This window comes from Asticcacaulis sp. (genome assembly GCF_047605585.1).
Classification (GTDB): domain Bacteria; phylum Pseudomonadota; class Alphaproteobacteria; order Caulobacterales; family Caulobacteraceae; genus Asticcacaulis.
Window position 1 is genome coordinate 94,192 of record NZ_JASGFK010000006.1, and the last position, 15,376, is coordinate 109,567.

At 60.8% G+C, this 15,376-nt stretch carries 15 protein-coding genes; 11 read left to right on the top strand and 4 right to left on the bottom strand.

Features of this window, described 5'->3' with window-relative positions:
• The first annotated feature begins 69 nt into the window (after nt 1-69).
• The 7 genes from QM647_RS14650 (at nt 70) to QM647_RS14680 (ending at nt 8,232) form a co-directional block, all read left to right on the top strand.
• The gene (locus QM647_RS14650; protein WP_414996280.1) at nt 70-1,041 is read left to right on the top strand and encodes a helix-turn-helix domain-containing protein; all 972 of its coding nucleotides are present in this window, start codon (nt 70-72) and stop codon (nt 1,039-1,041) included.
• 91 nt (nt 1,042-1,132) lie between these two features.
• The gene (locus tag QM647_RS14655) at nt 1,133-1,753 is read left to right on the top strand and encodes a peptidylprolyl isomerase (RefSeq protein ID WP_414996281.1); all 621 of its coding nucleotides are present in this window, start codon (nt 1,133-1,135) and stop codon (nt 1,751-1,753) included.
• 68 nt (nt 1,754-1,821) lie between these two features.
• Nucleotides 1,822-3,933: an AsmA family protein gene (locus QM647_RS14660; RefSeq protein ID WP_414996282.1), complete on the top strand. Its 2,112-nt coding sequence runs from the start codon at nt 1,822-1,824 to the stop codon at nt 3,931-3,933.
• Nucleotides 3,934-4,029: 96 nt separating this feature from the next.
• Nucleotides 4,030-4,716: a LuxR family transcriptional regulator gene (locus QM647_RS14665; protein WP_414996283.1), complete on the top strand. Its 687-nt coding sequence runs from the start codon at nt 4,030-4,032 to the stop codon at nt 4,714-4,716.
• 58 nt (nt 4,717-4,774) lie between these two features.
• Nucleotides 4,775-5,218, top strand: a complete 444-nt coding sequence (locus QM647_RS14670; RefSeq protein WP_414996284.1) for a hypothetical protein — start codon at nt 4,775-4,777, stop codon at nt 5,216-5,218.
• A gap of 93 nt (nt 5,219-5,311) precedes the next feature.
• Nucleotides 5,312-7,492, top strand: a complete 2,181-nt coding sequence (locus tag QM647_RS14675) for a glycoside hydrolase family 3 C-terminal domain-containing protein (protein WP_414996285.1) — start codon at nt 5,312-5,314, stop codon at nt 7,490-7,492.
• A 59-nt stretch (nt 7,493-7,551) separates the two neighbouring features.
• Nucleotides 7,552-8,232, top strand: a complete 681-nt coding sequence (locus QM647_RS14680) for a peptidylprolyl isomerase (protein ID WP_414996286.1) — start codon at nt 7,552-7,554, stop codon at nt 8,230-8,232.
• Here the strand turns inward: QM647_RS14680 and QM647_RS14685 are convergent.
• Nucleotides 8,229-9,455 (bottom strand): M24 family metallopeptidase, encoded by a 1,227-nt coding sequence (locus tag QM647_RS14685; protein WP_414996287.1) that lies wholly within the window; start codon nt 9,453-9,455, stop codon nt 8,229-8,231. The two genes, QM647_RS14680 and QM647_RS14685, sit on opposite strands and share 4 nt — an antisense overlap.
• Nucleotides 9,452-9,808, bottom strand: a complete 357-nt coding sequence (locus tag QM647_RS14690) for an MmcQ/YjbR family DNA-binding protein (RefSeq protein ID WP_414996288.1) — start codon at nt 9,806-9,808, stop codon at nt 9,452-9,454. The genes QM647_RS14685 and QM647_RS14690 overlap by 4 nt, the downstream gene beginning before the upstream one ends.
• A 157-nt stretch (nt 9,809-9,965) precedes the next feature.
• Between QM647_RS14690 and QM647_RS14695 the strand changes: the two genes are divergently transcribed.
• Nucleotides 9,966-10,169, top strand: a complete 204-nt coding sequence (locus tag QM647_RS14695; protein WP_414996289.1) for a hypothetical protein — start codon at nt 9,966-9,968, stop codon at nt 10,167-10,169.
• Between the two features lie 78 nt (nt 10,170-10,247).
• Here QM647_RS14695 and QM647_RS14700 read toward each other — a convergent pair whose 3' ends face one another.
• On the bottom strand, nt 10,248-10,970 hold the full coding sequence (locus QM647_RS14700; protein WP_414996290.1) for a hypothetical protein: 723 nt from the start codon (nt 10,968-10,970) through the stop codon (nt 10,248-10,250).
• A gap of 339 nt (nt 10,971-11,309) precedes the next feature.
• Here QM647_RS14700 and QM647_RS14705 point away from each other — a divergent pair, with 339 nt between their 5' ends.
• The 3 genes from QM647_RS14705 to QM647_RS14715 all read left to right on the top strand — a co-directional run bounded on the left by QM647_RS14705 (nt 11,310) and on the right by QM647_RS14715 (nt 13,349).
• Entirely contained in the window at nt 11,310-11,990 is a 681-nt protein-coding gene (locus QM647_RS14705) for a hypothetical protein (protein ID WP_414996291.1), read from the top strand.
• A 143-nt stretch (nt 11,991-12,133) separates the two neighbouring features.
• Nucleotides 12,134-12,895 carry a prephenate dehydrogenase/arogenate dehydrogenase family protein gene (locus QM647_RS14710; protein WP_414996292.1) on the top strand — a complete coding sequence of 254 codons (762 nt, stop codon included), beginning with the start codon at nt 12,134-12,136 and terminating at the stop codon, nt 12,893-12,895.
• A gap of 70 nt (nt 12,896-12,965) precedes the next feature.
• Nucleotides 12,966-13,349 (top strand): hypothetical protein, encoded by a 384-nt coding sequence (locus QM647_RS14715; RefSeq protein ID WP_414996293.1) that lies wholly within the window; start codon nt 12,966-12,968, stop codon nt 13,347-13,349.
• A gap of 4 nt (nt 13,350-13,353) precedes the next feature.
• Here the strand turns inward: QM647_RS14715 and QM647_RS14720 are convergent, their stop codons facing one another.
• Entirely contained in the window at nt 13,354-15,225 is a 1,872-nt protein-coding gene (locus QM647_RS14720; RefSeq protein WP_414996294.1) for a cation:proton antiporter, read from the bottom strand.
• Nucleotides 15,226-15,376 lie beyond the last annotated feature (151 nt).

Genomic DNA, 15,376 nt, shown 5'->3' on the forward strand with positions numbered 1-15,376 from the left:
TTTTGCAGACTGCATATTGACCTTATCAATACTTGTCCAATATCATCCATTAAATGCCAAGTTACCGGCTTGGGCGATGGATTTTTCGCGCAATTTCTGGTACTTTTTAAAAAAAAGCAAAACGGGCGGAACATGACAGAGCGCAAACTCACCTTTGCCGGAGCCGGGGCATCGCCAGGCATTCCACGCTATTATCTCTATGGCGACAGCGAAGCCGACGGCAGTTGGTTCGTCAATGTCGAACCTCTGTCCAAACGCTGCCGGGAATCCAACTGGCATATCGCGCCGCATTCTCACCCGGGGTTCACGCAGATCGTCCTGGTCAAAACGGGTGGCGGCACTATGCAGGCGGATGAGACCACCCTGCCATTCGGGGCGCATTCGGTTCTCGTTGTTCCCGTCCATGTTGTTCACGGCTTTAGCTACGATGTCGATACCGATGGCTGGGTTCTGACAATTGCCGAGTCGTTCCGACGCAAGATGATCGCCGAACACATTGGCATCGACACGATCTTCAAATCTCCCCGCACCCTATCGCTTGCCAATTCGCCCCGGTCATTCAGCTTGCTGAATGAGACCCTGCTGGAGCTGGACCAGGAACTCGATACCGGCGAGGTTGGCGCCGTTGTCATGGCTGAAGCCTATGTCACTCGCATTCTCATCACGCTCTTGCGGGAGATCGGTGCCCAGCAAACCGCGCAGTCAACCCTCTTTGGCGTACACTCTACCATTGTTGGTCAATTTACCGAACTCTTGGAGCGCCGCTATCGCGAAGGCTGGCCGGTTCAGCGCTTCGCCGATGAGATGAACATTACCTATTCGGCCCTGCGCGTGGCCTGCCAGAACGTCATCGGCGAGCCGCCAGCCAAATTGGTCCATGACCGCATAATTGCCGAAGCGAAGCGAAATCTGATTTATTCCAATATGTCGATCGGACAGATTGCCTATTGGCTTGGCTTTGAGGATCCCTCGTATTTTTCGCGGTTCTTCCATAAAGCGACGGGCCAACGCCCGCTCGCCTTCCGCCAGGGCCAAAGATAGGGCCAAAGATAAAGTCGCTTTCTCCTTGTTTCCGGAGAATGCCACTACCGCACCCCTTGCCAGAATGCGTTTCGCTTTTAATAGTCGTCTCATGACCAGACGCCTTTTCCTGATCCTGACCGCTGGTGCCCTGCTGGCCGGCTGCTCGAAGCCCGCCGATCCGCCCAAACCCGCGGCGACGCCCGCGCCAAAGTACCTGCCGGACACCGGACTCGACGTGCCGCCGGATACGGTGCGCGTGGCTATCGAGACCAGTGAGGGCGAGATCGTGCTCGAACTCGATGGCAAGCACGCGCCGCAGACCACCGCCAATTTCCTGCATTATGTCGACACGCAGAAACTCGACAATGGCACCTTCTACCGTGCCATCCGCGCTGGAGACGCCGGCTTCATCCAGTTCAACAGCGGCGATCGCACCTATCCGCCGATCCCGCACGAGCCGACCAGCCAGACCGGACTTTCGCATACCGATGGCGCCGTCTCGACCGCGCGCTATGCTGTAGGCACGGCCTCGAACGAATTCACCATCTGCATCGGCGACATGACCTATCTCGATGCCGGCGGCACTGCCACGCCCGACAAACAGGGCTACGCCGTCTTCGGCCATGTGGTTTCAGGCATGGATGTGGTCAAACATATCCTGGACAGCCATATCAGGGACCAGGCGATCGTGAAGCCCGTTATCATCACCTCGGCGCATCGTATATCCTGACGGACTTCCTAGACTATGCCGAACCAATCCTGATCGAATCCTGATACCGGCCTCCCTACGCTTTGCGCATGACCAGCAAGGCAGACATCGACCGGTATATTGCCGACGCCGAGGCCAAGGCCGTCGCATGGCTCCACAAGGCGTGGGACTGGCTGAAGTCTGTCGGCCGCAGCCTGTGGGCCCGTGCGCGCGCCCTGCCCCGCTGGCTGCAGGGCATCATCGCCATGATCGTGCTTCTCATCGGTGCGCTGCTTCTCTTTCTGGCCCAGCCGAACTGGAACTGGGCGCGGCCTTTTGTCTCCTCCATCGCTTCCGGAAAACTGCATCGCCCGGTCACCATAGATGGCAATCTGCGCGTTCATCTCTTCAGCTTCATGCCCAGTGCCACGGTCGGCGGCCTGAAGGTCGGCCAGCCGGACTGGGGCGCCAAGGCCGGCCTGAAACCCTATCTGGCCGAAGTCGACAGTATCGGCGTCACCGCCGAGCTGATGCCACTGTTCATCGGCCATATTGTCCTGCCGCGCCTTCAGATCGACCGGCCGGATGTCGTCCTCTACCAGGACAAGGACGGCCGCGCCAACTGGGATTTCAGCGACGGCAAGAATACCGGCCAGTCCACCAAGCTGCCGCCGATCAGGAACTTCATCATCAATGACGGCCACCTGACCCTGACCAGCGTGCAACGTAAGATGACCTTTACCGGCACGGTCAATGCCCATGAAACCGCCGATGCCGGTGGCCAGGCCTTTGCCTTGACCGGCGATGGCAGCCTGAACGACCGCAAGTTCGCGCTGAACGCCACCGGCGGGCCTTTGCTCAATGTGCGCACCAGCGTGCCCTACCCGTTCGAGATGGCCGTGCAGGCCGGCGAGACGCGCATCACGGCCAAGGGGCGCGTGCTGCATCCGTTCGATCTCGGCCAGTTGGGCGGCACCGTCTCCGTCAGCGGCCGCGACCTGGCCGACCTCTATTACCTGACCGGCCTGACCCTGCCGAATACGCCCGCTTACCGCATATCGGCCAATGTGACGCGCAAGAATCGCGTCTACGATATCGCCGGCATCAATGGCCGGGTCGGCGGCAGCGATCTGGAAGGCACGCTGAAAGTCGATACCAGCCGCAACAACCGCCCCTACCTGACCGGCGATCTGCGTTCGCGCCGGCTCGATTTCAAGGATCTCGGCTCGCTGGTCGGCGCCACCTCGGCCAATACGCCACAGGGTGCCTCGGTATCGGCCACCCCGACGGCCACCACCACCGCGCGCCGCCTGCTGCCGGACTCGACCCTCGATATCGAGCGTGTGCGCGGCATGGACGCCAAGGTGCGCTATCGGGCGCTGGCGGTTAAGGCCAGTTCCAGCCTGCCGCTGCGCGAGGTCAGCCTGGGCGTCAATCTCGATCATGGCCTGCTGATCCTCGATCCGGTCGAATTCAGTTTCCCGCAGGGCCGCCTGCAGGGCATGGCCCGGATCGATGCGCGCAACGCCGTGCAGCAAAACAGCGTCGACATGCGCCTGACCGGCCTGCGCGTGCAGGATTTCCTGCCCAATGTCAGCGGCTCGAAGCCCCTGGAAGGCGTATTGGATGCGCGGCTTAAGGCCACAGGCACTGGCAATTCGGTGCACAAGGCGGCCGCCAGCGCCAATGGCCAGCTCACCATCGTCATGCCGCGCGGCACGATCCGCCAGAGCTTCGCCGAACTGATGGGTGTCAATGCCACCAAGGGCCTGTTTCAGCTGCTGACCAAGGACCCGCACCAGACCGATATCCGCTGCGCAGTCGCTGATTTACAGGTGCGGAATGGCCAGATGCGCACAACGACCGCCATCTTCGACACCGGCGTGACGCGCGTGAACGGCAACGGTCAGATCAATCTTAACGACGAAAGCATGAAGCTGGTCTTCAAGGGCAAGCCCAAGAAGTTCCGCCTGATCCACGTCACCGCTCCCATCGTGGTTGGCGGCCATCTGTCGGCGCCGAAGCTGGGCGTCGATCCGGGGCCGGCCGTGCTGCAGGGCGGACTGGCAGTGGCGCTCAATACCATCCTGCCCTTCGTCAATCTCGACTATGCCAGGGATGCCAATTGCGCCGGCCTGCTGTCCGAGGCCCAGGCGAAGGGCGCGCCGACGACCGGCAAGGTGGCGGCGAAGAAGGCCATTGCCTCGCCGATCGGCCAATAAACCTTCATGTCAATTTCGCAATCTTCTGGCTACTGACGGTAAAACCTGCTTAAGGTTGCCCACGATCCGCAACTGTTAGTGGATCAGGAGTGGACTATGGAGCGTAAACCGGCGGGCATTGACACCCTGACTTCGCGTCAGAAGGAAATCCTGCGGCTGATTGCAAAGCAATACCAGACAAAGGAAATCGCGCGTCTGCTCGATATCAGCGAACGCACGGTCAAGACCCATACCGAGGAAATACGCAGGCGCCTGGGCGTGGCCAGCAGTCGTGATGCGGCCCGCCTGCTGGTCGCTCATGAGGCGTTATCTGAGGCATTGCCTCAGGCCGGGCAGGAAGGCGCCGCCATCGGTCGTGAAGACCGAGGCGCAACGCGACCGATGGCGGAAAACCCGGACACATCGTTAGCTTCACCTCATGAACAAACCCGTCTCTCTGCCTCCATCGCCCCTGACGATCCGCTGGGACCAGCTGGAAACAGCCTGGCGCCGGGTCGCGGCGCCGGAGAAGCGGGCCTCGATCCACGGCATACTGGCGGATATCCAGAGGCTGAACATGACCAGAGGCCCGGAGATGGCACTGTTCGACCTGATCGCGGCGACCGCCTGGTTGACCGACGACGGGGCAGCCTCGAATACAGGCTGGCCCGACTGAATGCATTCCAGTGGCTGGGACTGATCGTGGTCGTGGGGGTACTCTCTGCCATCCTGGTCAGCGGGCTCATCGCGGCGGTCATCGGCACGCTGGAAGGTCTTCAGGTTTTGAATCGCCAGATCCGCTGAGGGGGCAGGTCTGGCGATTTCCCTTTCGGGGTCGGCGGATTGTTCGGGAAACGAAGCCATGACAATTGAATTCATCTGGCAATTTCTGGGGACGACCCTGCTGCTCGGCGCTTGCCTCTGGGCCCTGTGGCGAGGCGAAGCGCCGGAACGCTGGGGCGGCGCCATCCTGCTCGTCGGCTTCCTGATGACCGAGGTGGTGGAGCTCACACGTCCAAGGGAGAGCTTCGAAGTGCCTGCCTTTGTGGTGGTCGATATCATCACCCTGATCGGCTTTGTTGTCTTGTCTCTGCGGTCGCGGCGCATCTGGACGCTTTTCATCTCGGCCTTCCAGCTCAATGCCATCATCTCCCATTTCGCCGTGCAGCTGTCCTCGCATGTCGACATGTATACCCAGATCACCGCGGTCGGCCTGTGGGGCGGATACGGACTGAGCCTGGCCCTAATCGCCGGCATGTGGATCCTCGAATGGCGCCGCTGGCAGACCCGGCGCACCACGCCTTAACAGCTCTTGCCAGCCTGGGTTTCGTGTGACAGGCTTTCCGGATGGCCGACCGTTCGTCGAATGAGAAGCGGCCGATTTCAGGAGAAGATGCGCATGTCAGGCCAGATATGGCGCGCCCTTGTGCTGGCGGCTTCAATAGTGTGCGCCGGCGTTCCCGCCCTGGCGCAGGACGCCTACCCCTTCCGTAATCCCGACCTGCCGGCGGAACAACGCATCGACAATGTCCTCTCGCTGATGACGATCGATGAGAAGATCGACATCTTAGGCACCCAGACCGGCGTGCCGCGCCTCGGCATCGCCAATATCGGCAGTTCCGAAGGCATTCACGGCGTGGTTCAGCGCGGCGGCGGCAAGCGCAACCTGACGCCGATCACCACCACCCAGTTCCCGCAGCCGCCCGGCATGGGCGAAACCTGGGATCCGGAAATCGTGCGCAAGGCCGCCGGTATAGAGGGGTATGAGGCACGCTATATCTCACAGACGGCAAAATACGGCCGGCAGATCCTGATGCTGTGGGGGCCGCAGTCCGATCTGGCGCGCGATCCGCGCTGGGGACGCAGCGAAGAGGTCTATGGCGAGGACCCGTTTTTCAACGGCACCCTGGCGACCGCCTTCGTGAAGGGCCTTCAGGGTGACGATCCGACATACTGGCAGTCGGCCGCCCTGCTGAAGCATTTCCTGGCCAACAGCAATGAGAACGGCCGCAGCTGGTCGTCGTCCGATTTCGACGAGCGGCTGTTTTGGGAATATTATTCCGTGCCCTTCCGCATGGCCTTCGAGGACGGCGGCGCCAAGGCTGTGATGGCGTCCTACAACAGCTGGAACGGCACGCCGATGACCATTCATCCCATACTCGACAGCATTCTGACGAAACAATGGGGTGTCGAGGTGCTGTCTTCCGATGGCGGCGCGGTGACCAATCTGGTCAAGTGGCACAAGACCTTCCCCGACCAGAAGGATGCCGTGGTGGCCAGCGTGAAAGCCGGCATCAACCAGTTTCTCGATACCTACAAGGACGAGGTCCATGCCGCCCTGGCCGATGGGTCTCTGACGCCGGCCGATATCGACTATGCCGTGCGCCGCAAGATGCGCATTGCCCTCAAGCTCGGCCTGCTCGATCCGCCGGAACGCGTGCCCTACAGCAAAATCCATGATGGCGCCGAGCCCTGGAATACCGATCAGAGTCGCGATGTATCGCAGCAGATCGCATTGGAATCCGTTGTGCTGCTCAAGAACGACAAGGGGGCTCTGCCGCTGCAAAAGGCCAGCTTGAAATCGGTGGCGGTGGTCGGGCCACTGGCCGACAGTGTTCACTGGGACTGGTACGGCGGCACGCCACCCTATGCGGTGACACCCCTGGCCGGCATCAAGGCCGCGCTGGGACCGGATGTGACCGTGACCTATGCCGCGGATAATACCGATGGCAAAGCAGTGGCCGCGGCCAAGGCCGCCGATGTCGCCATTGTTATCGTCGGCAATGACCCGACCTGCGGACCGAACATGGCGCATGACTGGAACGACGCCGGCACCAACCCCTGCGCCGATCCCGGCGACGGCCGGGAGGGCCGCGACCGCGAGACATTGGCTCTGGCACAGGAAGATCTGGTCAAGCAGGTGTACGCCGCCAGTCCCAAAACGGTGATGGTGCTGATTTCCAGCTTCCCCTACACCATCAACTGGTCGCAGGCGCATGTGCCCGCCATCCTGCACATGACGCATTCATCGCAGGATGAAGGCACAGCATTGGCCCAGGTGATCTTCGGCGATTACAATCCCGGCGGCCATCTGGTGACCACCTGGCCGGCTTCGATGGATCAGTTGCCGCCGATGATGGACTACAATATCCGCCACGGCCGCACCTACATGTATGCCAAGGCTAAGCCGCTTTACCCCTTTGGCTACGGTCTGAGCTACACCACCTTCCGCTATGCCAATCTGAAAACGAGCGCGCCGGCGATCAATAAGGACGGCGAGGTTACGGTCAGCGTCGATGTCAGCAATGCCGGCAAGGTGGCGGGAGATACGGTCGTTCAGCTCTATGTCGGCTATCCGGCCTCACAAGTCGAACGCCCACTGAAAGAACTGGAGGGCTTCACGCGCGTCCATCTGGCGGCCGGCGAGACCCGGACCGTGACCCTGCCCCTGAAGGCCTCGCAACTGGCTTACTGGAATGTCGACACCAGGGCCTTCACGGTCGAGACCGCGCCCGTCGATCTGATGATCGGCGAGTCCTCGGCCGATATCAGACTGAAACAGAGGCTTTCAGTCCGGTAGGGCTTGCCAAAACGGCCGGAATTTCGATAACTGCGAGCCTGTCAGTTTGGAGAGACGGTATGAAAAGACGGGGATTTATCGGCGCGGGCCTGGCGCTTGTCGCGACGGCGGTTGCCGCCTGTTCGAAAAAGCCGGAAAAGGCCGCGGCACCCGTCGCTGAAAAGCCGAAAGCGCCGCCGGCCCCGCCGCCGGAACCCGAAACCGTCAGCGTGCGCCTGACCACGACCAAGGGCGATATCGAGATCCAGCTGGAAGCGAAGAAGGCCCCGCTCACCACCGCCAACTTCCTGCACTATCTCGACGCCGGCAAGATCGTCGGCGCCAATTTCTGGCGCGCCGCCCATTCCGGCCCCAGCGGCTTTATCCAGGCCAGCATCCAGGGCCCGACCTTCCCGCCGATCGCCCATGAATCGACCAAGATGACCGGCCTTTCGCACACAAATGGCGCCATCTCGATGTCGCGCTTCGCCCCCGGCACGGCGACCGGCGACTTCATTCTCTGCGTTGGCGACAACACCTATATGGACGCCGGTCGTGAAGGCTCGGACGACAAGCTCGGCTATGCCGCCTTCGGCCATGTCACCAAGGGTCTGGACGTGGTGAAGGCCATCCTGAAGGGCAAGATCGACAGCCACACCCGCGAAGGCGGCTGGGCCGGCCAGATGCTGGCCGCCCCCATCGAGATCACCGGCGCCCAGCGCATCGGCGAGACCTTCGCGGACAGCTCGGCCTCGGCTTAAACCGGATCGTCTATAGACCGGGCCAGGGGTGTGAACAGCTTCGGGCCAGTTTCGGTCATGTGCCAGCAATCTTCCAGTCGGATGCCGAATTCACCCGGAATGTAGAGGCCCGGCTCATCAGAGAAGCACATGCCGGGGGCCAGCGGTGTCAGGTCGCTGTGGACCAGATAGGGCGACTCGTGGCCGTCCATGCCGATGCCGTGGCCGGTGCGGTGCGACAGGCCAGGCAGGCGATAACCCGGTCCCCAGCCTTGCTTTTCGTAAAAGGCGCGCACCGCGTCGTCTATACGGCCTACCGGGACACCGATCCGCGCCGTCGCCAGGGCGATTTCCTGTCCGCGTTTGACCGTTTCCCATACCTGGCGCTGCTTTGCCGATGGTGTGCCATAGACCCAGCTGCGTGAGATATCCGACTCGTAGCCATGCACGCTGCAGCCGCAATCCATCAGAATCACCGAACCTTCGCGCACGGTCTGCGGTTGTTTCGAGCCGTGCGGATAGGCGCTGGCCTCATTGAGCAGAACCATGGAAAATTCGACCGAGCCGCCCAGCGCCACCGTCGCCTTGTTCATCAGGGCGGAGATATCGTGGCCCGACATGCCGGGCTGGACGGCCGCATGGACCTGGCGCAGGGCGGCGATGGTGATGTCGTTGGCCACCTGCATCAGGGCCAGTTCGGCAGGCGACTTGATCTGGCGGCAGGCATTGACCAGACCCTGGCCGGAGACCAGTTCAAAGGCCGGTCCCTGCGCCTTCAGGGCATCGACGATGAAGAAGCGCACATCGGGCTCGATGGCAATCCGTCCCGCCGTCAGGCCCCGATCCTTCAGCGCCTGTACGATCAGCGCTTCCGGGTTCTCATGCTCGTTCCATGGCCGGACATCGGCCTCGATCTGCAGGGTTTCGCGAACGCTCGGCTCCTCGAAGGCGGGCGTGACGACGATGGCCGCGCCCTTTGCCGGCAATACTGCCGCGGTGACGCGTTCGGAGGTCCACCACTGGATGCCGGTGAAGTAGTCGAGCGTCGAGCCGGATTCGACCAGCAGAGCGGCAATACCCTGCGCCTGCATCAGACCTTGCAGCTTGTCGATGCGGGCCAGCCGCTCGGTGGCGTCGATTGGCTTGGCATTGGCCACCATGGATGCCGGCGCAGTCTGGGCAAATGCGGGAGCGACGAGGCCGGAGGCGGTCAGCCCAGCCAGAAAAGCGCGTTTTGAAATCATGTCTTGTCCCCCGGAATGACGCCCAGCGCCATCTGAACCTTTTTCGGTAGTCCGCCCCGGATGAGCCTGTAGGAATCGAGAATGCGGGCGCGCAGCTCGTCTTCCGGCGTGCCCCAGGGCAGTTGAACCCATGAGCGGTGCATGTATTTGTCGCGCTGGCCGATGCCGGCCTCGACCAGCATGTCCGCCACTTCGATGGCGGCGGTCTTGACCGAGACGGCCGGCGTCACCGCGCCGATGGAAGCGAACATCTTGCCGCCGACCTTCCAGGTGTCATGGCCGCCGCCCCACGGATCGGAGACCTCGGCGCCCGGCAGGGTGGTGCACAGCGCATTGACGAATTCACGGCTCATGCGGCGACGCTATCACGGTCGCAGACGGGGTGAAATCCCACCCCCCTCGCTTTTCAGGCGCATTTTTTGATTGACGCACCCCTGTTAACCGGTGTTAAGAGATTATAAATCCGGCGGTTGTAAAAGTTAAAATGTCATAAGTTGTGGAGACGCGTACATGTCTTTGACTGAAAAACTGCTGATGCCGAAAAAGCTGATGATTGCGGGCCTGGTGATGATCGCCACGCTGCTGCTGTGCATCGGCCTGCAATATTTTTACGACATCCAGACGGTGAAGCTGGTCAAGACCGTCTTTTATTATCTGGTGCTCGACTATATCTGGGCCTCGATCCGCCGCGAGTTGTTCCCGGATCGCTCCTGACGGAAATCCTGACTGTTGAATTGAAAAGACGCTTCTCTGCGGCTGCAGAGAAGCGTCTTTTTCGTTTCAGACCTCGTGTCAGGCTGCCACTGACAGGCTGGAGGTAGAGGCCGTGGCCATCGACTGCAGACTGCTCTGGCTGTAGGACGAGATCGCATCCTGCAGTTCCTTGAGCAGGCTGGCGATGTCCGTAGTGGAATCAGTGCTGCTCAGGCTGCTGGAAGCTGATGAGGTGGAGGTGCTGTCACCCATGCCGCCCGGCGGAGGTCCTGGCGGAGGCCCGCCGGCGCCCTGAGCCCCACCCTGCGGGCCATTGGCAGCCATCTGCTCATCGAAGGCCGATTTTTCGGTCGAGGTGACCGAGCCGTCGCCATCGGTATCCATAGCGGCGAACATCTGATCGGCACGCGTGGTATCGGTGCTGCCCGTGACGGAGGTATCGAAGGCCTCCATCTCGGTCTTGCTGAGCGCCCCATCGCCATCACTGTCCATGTCGGACAGGGAGGGAGCGCCCTGCTGGCCGCCAGGACCGCCCGGCCCCTGGCCTTGCTGCTGAGCGTCGAGCAGGCTGCTCATCAGTTCATCGGACATCTGGCTGAGGAAGTAACTTAAGTCTTCGCTTACGCTGGTTGTCGAAGAGGCAGAGGTAGTCGAACTGGTCGAAGACGATGACCCGCTGCTGCCCGAAGTACTGGACGTACTTGAGGCAGAAGAGGTGGAAGACGTCTGGGACGCCAGTTTGCTCTGCATCTGAGACAATAACTGACTGAGGGATGACCCCGTCGTGCTGCCTATCTGCATGTTTATCTCCTGAAAATGCCGGTGGAGAGACGCCGGCAAGTCAACAGAAAAAAATATTAAAGTTAACAGGATGTTATTTTAATGGATATTTCAAAATAGAAACGAAAATAACGCAATAAGGACTTCAAACATACAGTAATCGATTACGATTATAACGTTGTAAATATAAAAATGAGCAATTTTTACTCTAGGAAAATTTTATCCGGCAAGTTTTTCCCGCCTCACGGACCGGCTTGCCTGTATCGGGCAGTACATATAAGCTGATTCCAGGCCCAAAATTGACCACAAAACGTCCGTACCCGTCAGACCACTTTCATTCTCCAGAGCAGTGACACCGCCATGCGCCCTATCCACCTTCTTCTTCCGCTTCTCATCGCCGGCACCGGTCTCGCTTCTGCCGCAGGCGCGCAAGGCTACCTCGGCATAGGCATGAATCAGAACATCTTCTTTTCTCCCTCGGGCCAGCCCTTCCGCTCGGCGGCTAATGAGCCCTATCCGGTGATGAAATGGTTCCAGCAGGTGGACACTGACAAGGACGGCAAGATCAGCCATGACGAGTTCGTCGCCGATGCCACCCATTTCTTCAATTCGCTCGACCTGAATCACGACGGCTATATCAACAGCCCGGAAAATACCAATTACGAGACCAAGGTAGCACCGGAAATCCAAGTCGTAGATCCGCGCGTCAAGCAGCCCAAGAACTATGTTGCACAACCGGACGATTCCGGGCAGGTCAGCGACCCGACGGCCGGCCGTTACCAAAAGCAACTGATCGGCGCCTCGCAATATGGCCTGATCGATGAGCCTCAACCCATCCGCGCCGCCGACGCCAATTTTGATTTCCGCGTCAAGAGTGACGAATGGCTGGCGGCTACCAACCAGCGCTTCACCATTCTGGACCGCAATGGTGACGGCTTCATCACGCCGGACGAACTGCCAAAGACGCCGTCCCAGCTCGCCAGTGAGATGCCGCCGCCGGACGCAAAGAAGGGCAAGAAAAAACGTTTCACTGGAAACTGATTTTCCAGCAAAATCATTCGCACAATCGTGTTCTTTTAGTAAAAACGGACCTTTTAATTGCATCAATAAGGATGTTTTTTCTCGCCACGTCTATGGTTTCATGTTAGGTGGCGCGCTTCATTTTTATCTGAGGCAGGGACAAAGTGTCCAAAAAGGTTCGCACTCTGGGTTTATTTGGTCTCGGCGCTTTCGGGCGCCTGATTGTCAGGCATCTGTCCCCCTATTTCGACATCTATGCCTGCGACCCCAGTCCGGACGCCCGCGCCTACGCCAAACGTCATAATGTCACCCTCACGGACCTGCCAACCGCCGCCGCCTGCGATGTGGTAGTGCTGGCCACGCCGATCCGCACCCTGGAAGCCCTGGCAAAGGCCATCGCGCCCTATGTGAAGCCCAACGGGCTGGTGGCCGATGTCGGTTCCGTCAAGATGAAACCGGCAAAGTGGCTCATCGAGACCCTGCCTTCCACGGTGTCGATTCTGTGCACCCATCCCCTGTTCGGGCCGCAATCGGCGCGCAAGGGCGTCCACGACCTGGAAATCGTCCTGTGCCCGGTGCGCGTGCGTCATATGAACACACTGGTGCGGTTCTTTGAGAAGACGCTCGATCTCAAGGTTTCGGTGGCCACGCCGGAGGAACACGACAAGGCGCTGGCGGCTGTGCAGGGCCTGACCCACCTGATTGCCAAGGTTCTGAGTGGTCTGGAGCCCCTGCCAACCGTGCATACCACACGCTCCTATGATCTGCTGATGCAGGGGGTCGGCCTCGTCTCCGGCGATTCCGACGAGCTCTTCCTCTCCATCGAACGCGACAACCCCTTCGCTGCCGAAATCCGCAAGCGCTTCTTCAACGAGATCGACTCCTTGCGCAACCGTCTGGAAGCCCACGACAGCCACGGCAAATAATACCGAGAATTCGGGATTTTATCGCTGAAAAGCCTGTGATAGCTTCCGGGTGTTTGCTATGGAGCCGCGTATGAAGTCCGTCCTGCCCAGGGGCATCCTGCCTGTTGTCTTCTGTCTGGGCCTCATGGCTGGCACGGCGCAGGCGCAAACCCAGGAGCAGCTCCAGGACCAGCTGGTGGATTCCGTCAATCTGGCCGAACAGCAGGCAGATGACGCCGCCGAGCGTTTCCGGGCCAATGATATTGCCGGTGGTTGCACAGACCTGCGCGCCGCCTCATCTGGCCTGGATAACAGCGTGGCCCTGGCCCAGCAGCTCCAGGCTCAGCTTGGCCATGATCGCGGACTGAGCGATACCGTGCGCGACCGAATGCTGCACGACCTGCAGGACATGTCCTCAAGCTTTGCCAGCCAGAAGCAGGATATGGACGTCCAGATCGACGCCCACTGTCACTGACTATCTAGGCTTTTCCGGTTTTCTCGGCCATCGCCGACGCCAGGGCCTCAAGCGAACGCTGCGGCTTTGGCGCCGCTTCGGGCTTGCGGATACCGAACATCTTGCGGAAGACGTCGCGGCGTTCATGCACGCTCGCCAGCACCAGGCCCATGGGCACACCCAGGTCGATCAAGGTGTTTTCGGCCAGTTGCAGCGAGGCCTCGATGGTTTCCGGCACCGCGTCGGTGGCCCCCATCTGATACAGCCGCTGGGCATGGGCAGCATCGCGCGCCCGGGCAATGATATGGACGTCGGCGCGCATGGCGCGCACCGCCTGAACGACCTGGTCGGTGAAGGCCGGGTTCGAGGCCGTGACCACCACGGCGCGGGCGCGCTCAATCCCTAAACTGTGCAGAAATTCTGCCGCCGAGGCATCGCCGTACCAGGCCTCGATATTCTGGGCACGGGCGCGCTGGGTGACGGACGGATTGATATCGACCACCATGTAGTCGATATTGTGCACCTTCAGCATTTCGGTGACCAGCTCGCCGACTCGCCCGAAGCCGACCACGATGACCTTGGCGGCCTCGCTGACCACATCGGGCATCACGGCCGTGGGGGTTTCACTGCTTTTGGCGATCGAGCGCGACAGGCGCCCGGCGGCAGCGGCCAGGAAAGGAATGCAGAACAGTGAAATGATCGCCGCCAGTATGACCGCCTGACCGATTTCGGCGCTCAGAACCTTGTGGCCGATGGCCTGATCGATGATGACGAAGGCGAATTCCCCCGCAGGCCCGAGCACCGCCGCCGTTTCAATGGCGCTGCGGTTATTGAGACCGAACAGGCGCGCCACCGGATAAATGACTGCGGCCTTGAGCGCGATCAGCGCCGCCGCCAGACCGAAGACCAGCAGTGGCTGGCTGATGACGGCGGCGATTTCGAGACGCGCTCCGACCGTCACAAAGAACAGACCCAGCAGCAGGCCCTTGAAGGGATCGACCATGTTCTCGATCTCGCGACGGTATTCGGTTTCGGCCAGCAGGACGCCGGCGACGAAGGCGCCCAGCCCCATGCTCAGCCCGGCCATGACCGATATCTGACCGGCCACCAGCACGCACAGCAGGCAGGCGGCCATGAACAGTTCGCGCGACCGCGAGAAGGCAACTGTATTGAACAGCGGACGCAGCAGCCAGCGGCCGCCGATCACCAGAATGCCGATCCCGATCAGGGCCGGGATTAGAGCCAGCAACCCGCCCAGCCCACTACCGCCGCCCGAACCGCCCGCCAGCATAACCACGGTGATCATGATCGGCGCCACGGCCAGATCCTGCGCCAGAAGCACGGCGAAAACGCTCCGGCCCGAGGCCGTCTTCAGCGCTTTGCGGTCGGCCAGGACCGGCACCACCACGGCGGTGGAGGACAGGGCTATGGCCATGCCGAGCGCGATCGAGGCGACGATGCTCTGGCCCAGCAGCAAGAACAGGCCGGTCAGCACTACCGCGCACAAGACCACCTGTAGCGCGCCCAGGCCGAAGACCAGCCGTCGCATCGATTTCAGGCGTTCGAAGGTCAGCTCCAGGCCGATGGAGAACAGCAGGAAGACCACGCCCAGCTCGGCAAGTTGGTGGACCGTATGCGAGCGGATAAGGCCGAAAGCGCCCAGCACCGGCCAGGCCGTGGCCAGGCGGCCCATGACATCCGGTCCCAGAAGCACGCCGATCAGCAGGAAGCCCAGGACGCTGGATACCTTGTAGCGCTGGAAGATGGGAACGACGACCGCGGAGGCCAGCAGGAAGACAATGATGAAGACATAATATCCTTGCGCCTCGGTATTCAGGACGGGCGCGAGGGTTTCCTTCGCCATAGTGGACATGTGGCTGGCTGCGGATGCGTTCATCTTCGGGTACTTATCCTCTTTAGGGGTGTGCCTTAACTATAAGGGGAGGATTGCGTGAATTGTAACCCCCGATGCGCACGTTTTCGTGAAACATGACGGAAAATTCATGTTGGCTACGTTCATAAAAGCGCTAAGGTCCAAATTAGTATCT

What these genes read in the sequence shown, in the direction of transcription:
- QM647_RS14690 (WP_414996288.1), bottom strand. Translation starts at nt 9,808, where the DNA reads ATGAGCCGTGAATTCGTCAATGCGCTGTGCACCACCCTGCCGGGCGCC.
- QM647_RS14675 (WP_414996285.1), top strand. Translation starts at nt 5,312, where the DNA reads ATGTCAGGCCAGATATGGCGCGCCCTTGTGCTGGCGGCTTCAATAGTG.
- QM647_RS14695 (WP_414996289.1), top strand. Translation starts at nt 9,966, where the DNA reads ATGTCTTTGACTGAAAAACTGCTGATGCCGAAAAAGCTGATGATTGCG.
- QM647_RS14700 (WP_414996290.1), bottom strand. Translation starts at nt 10,970, where the DNA reads ATGCAGATAGGCAGCACGACGGGGTCATCCCTCAGTCAGTTATTGTCT.
- QM647_RS14715 (WP_414996293.1), top strand. Translation starts at nt 12,966, where the DNA reads ATGAAGTCCGTCCTGCCCAGGGGCATCCTGCCTGTTGTCTTCTGTCTG.
- QM647_RS14705 (WP_414996291.1), top strand. Translation starts at nt 11,310, where the DNA reads ATGCGCCCTATCCACCTTCTTCTTCCGCTTCTCATCGCCGGCACCGGT.
- QM647_RS14670 (WP_414996284.1), top strand. Translation starts at nt 4,775, where the DNA reads ATGACAATTGAATTCATCTGGCAATTTCTGGGGACGACCCTGCTGCTC.
- QM647_RS14665 (WP_414996283.1), top strand. Translation starts at nt 4,030, where the DNA reads ATGGAGCGTAAACCGGCGGGCATTGACACCCTGACTTCGCGTCAGAAG.
- QM647_RS14660 (WP_414996282.1), top strand. Translation starts at nt 1,822, where the DNA reads ATGACCAGCAAGGCAGACATCGACCGGTATATTGCCGACGCCGAGGCC.
- QM647_RS14680 (WP_414996286.1), top strand. Translation starts at nt 7,552, where the DNA reads ATGAAAAGACGGGGATTTATCGGCGCGGGCCTGGCGCTTGTCGCGACG.
- QM647_RS14655 (WP_414996281.1), top strand. Translation starts at nt 1,133, where the DNA reads ATGACCAGACGCCTTTTCCTGATCCTGACCGCTGGTGCCCTGCTGGCC.
- QM647_RS14685 (WP_414996287.1), bottom strand. Translation starts at nt 9,455, where the DNA reads ATGATTTCAAAACGCGCTTTTCTGGCTGGGCTGACCGCCTCCGGCCTC.
- QM647_RS14720 (WP_414996294.1), bottom strand. Translation starts at nt 15,225, where the DNA reads ATGAACGCATCCGCAGCCAGCCACATGTCCACTATGGCGAAGGAAACC.